The organism is Streptomyces sp. URMC 127 (assembly GCF_051386535.1).
Taxonomy (GTDB): Bacteria; Actinomycetota; Actinomycetes; order Streptomycetales; family Streptomycetaceae; genus Streptomyces.
In genome coordinates, this window is sequence record NZ_JBPQTW010000314.1 from 1 (window position 1) to 5954 (window position 5954).

4 protein-coding genes are annotated in these 5954 nt (G+C 71.0%); all 4 read right to left on the reverse strand.

Going from position 1 to position 5954, the window contains the following annotated elements; genetic code table 11:
• The coding region (locus ACSNOH_RS32850; RefSeq protein WP_436725107.1) for an APC family permease at positions 1-1822 on the reverse strand (1822 nt) is incomplete at its 3' end.
• Positions 1823-1943: 121 nt separating this feature from the next.
• Positions 1944-2993, reverse strand: coding sequence for a 2-oxoacid:ferredoxin oxidoreductase subunit beta (locus ACSNOH_RS32855; protein WP_436725108.1), 1050 nt, complete (start codon positions 2991-2993; stop codon positions 1944-1946).
• Positions 2986-4941, reverse strand: coding sequence for a 2-oxoacid:acceptor oxidoreductase subunit alpha (locus ACSNOH_RS32860; RefSeq protein ID WP_436725109.1), 1956 nt, complete (start codon positions 4939-4941; stop codon positions 2986-2988). The genes ACSNOH_RS32855 and ACSNOH_RS32860 overlap by 8 nt, the downstream gene beginning before the upstream one ends.
• A 273-nt stretch (positions 4942-5214) precedes the next feature.
• Positions 5215-5886: a response regulator transcription factor gene (locus ACSNOH_RS32865; protein ID WP_436725110.1), complete on the reverse strand. Its 672-nt coding sequence runs from the start codon at positions 5884-5886 to the stop codon at positions 5215-5217.
• Positions 5887-5954 lie beyond the last annotated feature (68 nt).

Here is a 5954-nt window from a genome sequence, read left to right on the forward strand (position 1 = left end):
ACGTGCGCCTCGGCACGAGGAGCGTCAGGGCCGTCGTCCCGTCGGCCGTGACGCGCGAGGCGAGCCCGGCCACCGCGTGCCGCAGCCGCCGGTCCGGGCACTCGACCAGCTCCAGCGGCACGTTCGTGCCCGGCAGCGCCTCCCACCGCGCCGCGAGCCGCCGCGCCCGCGTCTCGTCGATGGCGAAGTGCACGGCCCGCACCTCGTCCGGCCGCAGCTCGTGCGCGTACCGCAGCGCCTTGACCGTGGCGAGGTCGAGCACGTCGACGAGGACGTACACGAGGTGCCGCCGCCACCGCGGCTCGTCGTCGGTGAACGGCGCCATCGCCTCCAGCGCCGCGGCCTCCTCGCGGTACTCGCGGTTGATGCGGATGAGCGCCCACACGCCGAGCGGGAAGACCACGACGACCAGCCACGCGCCCTCCGTGAACTTGGTGACGGCGAAGATGACGACGACGAGGGCCGACACGACGGCCGCCGCCAGGTTGACCCAGACCTTCCAGGCGCTCTCGCGCCGCCGCCAGTGGTGCGCCGTCATCCCGGCGGCGGCCATGGTGAAGCCGGTGAAGACGCCGATCGCGTAGAGGGCGACGAGCTTGTCGACGTTCGCGCCGGTGACGAGCAGCAGGGCGAGCGCGACGACGGTGAGCGAGACGATCCCGCTGGAGAAGGCGAGCCGGTGCCCGCGCCGCATCAGCTTGCGGGGCAGGAAGCGGTCCTCGGCGACGAAGCTGGCGAGGAAGGGGAAGCCGGTGAAGGGCGTGTTCGCACCCGTGTAGAGGATGAGGGCGGTGGCGAGCTGGACGAAGACGAGCCCGGCGGTGCCCGCCCAGCCGGTGCCGAAGACGAGGTCGGCCTCCTGGGCGAGGACGGTCGGGTTGCCGTCCGCGTACGGCACGGCGTGCGTGAAGTGGGCGAGGGCGGAGACGCCCAGGACCATGGTGCCGAGGACGCAGCTCATGGCGGTCAGCGTCCGCCGCGCGTTGACGCCCTGCGGGGTGCGGAAGACGGAGACGCTGTTGGAGATGGCCTCCAGGCCGGTCAGCGACGAGCCGCCGTTGGCGAAGGCGCGCGCCACCATGAACAGCGGGACGCCGTAGAGCCAGCCGTCGTGCGCGTGGCCCAGCGGCACGACGCCGGTGGCGTGCAGGTCGGCGTGCGGCAGTCCGCCGCCCGCCGCCCGTACGAGGCCGACGACGAGCATCAGCGCGACGGCGAGCATGAAGAGGTACGCGGGCGCCGCGAACGCCCGCCCCGCCTCGCGGATCCCGCGCAGATTCCCGTACATCAGCAGCACCACGACGCCGATGGTGATGGGGAGCTTGAGGTGGTCGATGCCGGTGTAGCCCTCGCCGGTGAGGTGGGCCAGGGAGATCAGCGCGTCCGTGCCGGCCGCGGTCTGCACGGCGACGGTGACGATGTAGTCGACGAGCAGGGCGACGGCGGCGATCTGGGCGACGCGCGGCCCGAAGTTCTCGCGGGCGACGACGTACGAGCCGCCCGCGCGCGTGTACACGGACACGACGTCGCGGTACGACAGCGTCAGGAGCAGCAGCACGAGCAGGATCGCGCCGGTCACCGGCATGAGCAGGGTGAACGCGGCGGCCCCGGCGACGGGCACGAGGATGCGCAGCATCTCCTCGCTGCCGTACGCGGTGGAGGAGATGCAGTCGGAGGCCAGCACGCCGAGCGCCAGGGGGTTGCCGAGCTTCTCGCGGGCGAGCTGCTCGGTGACGAGCGGCGGCCCGAGCAGCCGGCACTTCACGCGGTAGGCGAGCCGGTCGCGGACGGCGGGCGGGGACGTGACGTCGGGGTCGGCCATATCCATATGAGAGCGCCTGCCCGGGCGTCCGGCCGTGTGACGCCCCGCCGGGGGCGCGCAAAACGCCGGACGGGCCGAATCATCGGCCCGTCCGGCGTCGGTGTCTTTGTGAGCGGCGCGGCTAGCCGACCACCGTCCAGGTGTCGTTGCCGGCGAGGAGGGCGCCGAGGTCGCCCTTGCCCTTCTGCTCGATGGCGGCTTCGAGCTGGTCGGCCATGAGGGTGTCGTAGACGGGCCGGTCGACGCTGCGGAAGACGCCGATGGGGGTCTGGTGCAGGGTGTCGGGGTCGGCGAGGCGGGAGAGCGCGAAGGCGGTGGTGGGCGAGGCGGAGTGCGCGTCGTGGACGAGGATGTCGCCCTCGTTCTCCGGGGTGACGGTGACGACCTTCAGATCGCCGGTGGCCCGGTCGCGGACGACGCCCTTGTCGTTGTCCGCGCCGAAGCGGATCGGCTGGCCGTGTTCGAGGCGGATGACCGCTTCCTTGGCCTGGTCGCGGTCCTTGAGGGGTTCGAAGGCGCCGTCGTTGAAGATGTTGCAGTTCTGGTAGATCTCCACCAGGGCGGTGCCGGGGTGGTCGGCGGCCTGCCGCAGGACCTCGGTGAGGTGCTTGCGGTCGGAGTCGACGGTCCGGGCGACGAAGGACGCTTCGGCGCCGAGCGCGAGGGAGACGGGGTTGAAAGGCGCGTCCAGGGAGCCCATGGGCGTGGACTTGGTGATCTTCCCGGTCTCGGAGGTGGGGGAGTACTGGCCCTTGGTCAGTCCGTAGATCCGGTTGTTGAAGAGCAGGATCTTGAGGTTGACGTTGCGGCGCAGGGCGTGGATGAGGTGGTTGCCGCCGATGGACAGGGCGTCGCCGTCACCGGTGACCACCCACACCGACAGGTCGCGGCGGCTGGTGGCCAGGCCGGTGGCGATGGCGGGGGCGCGGCCGTGGATGGAGTGCATCCCGTAGGTGTTCATGTAGTACGGGAAGCGGGAGGAGCAGCCGATGCCGGAGACGAAGACGATGTTCTCCTTGGCCAGGCCGAGTTCGGGCATGAAGCCCTGGACGGCGGCCAGGATGGCGTAGTCGCCGCAGCCGGGGCACCAGCGCACTTCCTGGTCGGACTTGAAGTCCTTCATCGTCTGCTGGGCTTCGGCCTTGGGCACCAGCTTCAGCGCCTCAGTCATCGATGGCCTCCTTGAGCACGTCTGCGAGCTGGGCGGCCTTGAAGGGCATGCCGCTGACCTGGGTGTGGGAGCGGACGTCGACCAGGTACTTCGCGCGGATGAGGGTCGCGAGCTGGCCCAGGTTCATCTCCGGCACCACGACCTTGTCGTAGCGGCCCAGGACCTCGCCGAGGTTGGCGGGGAAGGGGTTCAGGTGCCTCAGGTGGGCCTGGGCGACCTCGTCGCCCGCGGCGCGCACCCGGCGGACCGCGGCGGTGATCGGCCCGTAGGTCGAGCCCCAGCCCAGCACGAGGGTGCGGGCGCCGCCCGTCGGGTCGTCGACCTCGATGTCCGGCACGGTGATGCCGTCGGTCTTGGCCTGGCGGGTGCGGACCATGTGGTCGTGGTTGGCCGGGTCGTAGGAGATGTTGCCCGTGCCGTCCTGCTTCTCGATCCCGCCGATGCGGTGTTCGAGGCCGGGCGTGCCGGGCACGGCCCACGGCCGGGCCAGGGTCTGCGGGTCGCGCTTGTAGGGCCAGAACACCTCGGTGCCGTCGGCCAGGGTGTGGTTCGGGCCGGTGGCGAACTGAGTCCGCAGGTCCGGCAGTTCGTCCGGCTCGGGGATCCGCCACGGCTCGGAGCCGTTGGCCAGGTAGCCGTCGGACAGCAGGAAGACCGGCGTGCGGTAGGTCAGCGCGATCCGCGCCGCATCCAGGGCGGCGTCGAAGCAGTCCGCCGGCGTCTTCGGCGCCACGATCGGCACCGGCGCCTCACCGTTACGCCCGTACATCGCCTGCAGCAGATCCGCCTGCTCCGTCTTCGTCGGCAGACCGGTGGACGGGCCGCCGCGCTGGATGTCGACAATCAGCAGCGGCAGCTCCAGCGACACCGCCAGCCCGATCGTCTCCGACTTCAGCGCCACGCCGGGTCCGGAAGTCGTGGTGACGGCCAGTGCGCCACCGAACGCCGCACCGAGGGCCGCCCCGATGCCGGCGATCTCATCCTCCGCCTGGAAGGTCCGCACACCGAAGTTCTTGTGCTTCGACAGCTCGTGCAGGATGTCGGAGGCCGGAGTGATCGGGTACGAGCCGAGGTAGAGCGGCAGGTCCGCCTGCCGGGCGGCGGCGATCAGGCCGTAGGAGAGGGCGAGGTTGCCGGAGATGTTGCGGTAGGTGCCCGCAGGGAAAGCGGAAGTCGCCGGGGCGACCTCGTAGGAGACGGCGAAGTCCTCGGTCGTCTCACCGAAGTTCCACCCGGCCCGGAACGCCGCCACGTTCGCCTCGGCGATCTCCGGCTTCTTCGCGAACTTCCTGCGCAGGAAGTCCTCGGTGTTCTGCGTCGGCCGGTGATACATCCACGACAGCAGACCCAGGGCGAACATGTTCTTGCTGCGCTCGGCCTCCTTGCGGGAGAGCCCGAAGTCCTTCAGCGCCTCGATCGTCAGCGTGGTCAGGGGCACGGGGTGGACGTTGTAGGCGTCGAGGGTGCCGTCTTCCAGGGGGCTGGTGGCGTAGCCGACCTTGGCCATGGCGCGTTTGGCGAACTCGTCGGTGTTGACGATGATCTCGCCGCCCCGGGGCACGTCGGCGATGTTGGCCTTGAGCGCGGCGGGGTTCATCGCTACCAGCACGTCGGGTGCGTCGCCGGGGGTGAGGATGTCGTGGTCGGCGAAGTGGAGCTGGAAGGAGGAGACGCCCGGCAGGGTTCCGGCGGGGGCGCGGATCTCGGCGGGGAAGTTCGGCAGGGTCGACAAGTCGTTGCCGAACGAGGCGGTCTCGGAAGTGAAACGGTCACCCGTCAGCTGCATGCCGTCACCGGAGTCACCGGCGAACCGGATGATGACCCTGTCCAGCCGCCGCACCTCCTTCGCCGACGGCGGGCCGGAGTCCACGGGCGACGGGGCCGCGGCCCCGCTCGGCTGCTCGGCTGGTACGGCCTGTTCGGCCGGGCTGCTGACCTGGCTGGTCACTGCTTCGGACCTCCCTCTGGCGGCGGCGCGCACACGGTGGTGCCCGACCGGCTTACCCACGCCATCGTACGTGGGCAGGGCCCGCCCACCTGGGATGGATCACAAGAAGAAGCGGAGGGTGAAGCTTTCACTTGTCCTGGTACGGGCGGGTTTGGCGGTCCCGCCGCCGTGGCCCGCCCGGCCCGCCCGCTCTAGGTCTTTCGTGCTAGGTCTCCGGGCTGCCGACCCCCTCCCACCAGGGCGGCTGCCGGCCGATGAGGAGGCGTCAGTTGATCAAGAGCGGAGGTAGGTCAGGACCGCCAGCACCCGCCGGTGATCCCCGTCACTAGGGGAAAGCCCAAGTTTCATGAAGATGTTGCTGACGTGCTTCTCGACCGCTCCGTCGCTCACCACCAGCTGCTTGGCGATCGCCGAGTTCGTACGCCCCTCGGCCATCAGCCCGAGCACCTCCCGCTCGCGCGGCGTGAGCCCCGCGAGCACGTCCTGCTTGCGGCTGCGGCCCAGCAGCTGGGCGACGACCTCGGGGTCCAGCGCGGTGCCGCCGCGCGCCACCCGCACCACCGCGTCCACGAACTCGCGGACCTCGGCCACGCGGTCCTTGAGCAGATAGCCCACGCCCGTGCTGCTGCCCGCCAGCAGCTCCGTCGCGTACTGCTCCTCCACGTACTGCGACAGGACGAGCACGCCCAGCCCCGGATGACGGCGGCGCAGCTCCACCGCGGCGCGTACGCCCTCGTCCGTGTGCGTGGGGGGCATGCGGACGTCCGCCACCACGACGTCCGGCAGCGCGTCCGCGTCCGCGAGCTCGCGGACGGCCTTGATCAGCGCCTCGCCGTCGCCGACGCCGGCCACGACGTCGTGGCCGCGGTCGGTCAGCAGCCGGGTCAGGCCCTCCCGCAGGAGCACCGAATCCTCGGCGATGACGATGCGTACCCTGTCCTCCACGACCCGTGGCTCCCCCGGTCCGGCAGCAAAATGACGGACCCAAGCATGTCACGCGGGGGGGGGGGGCC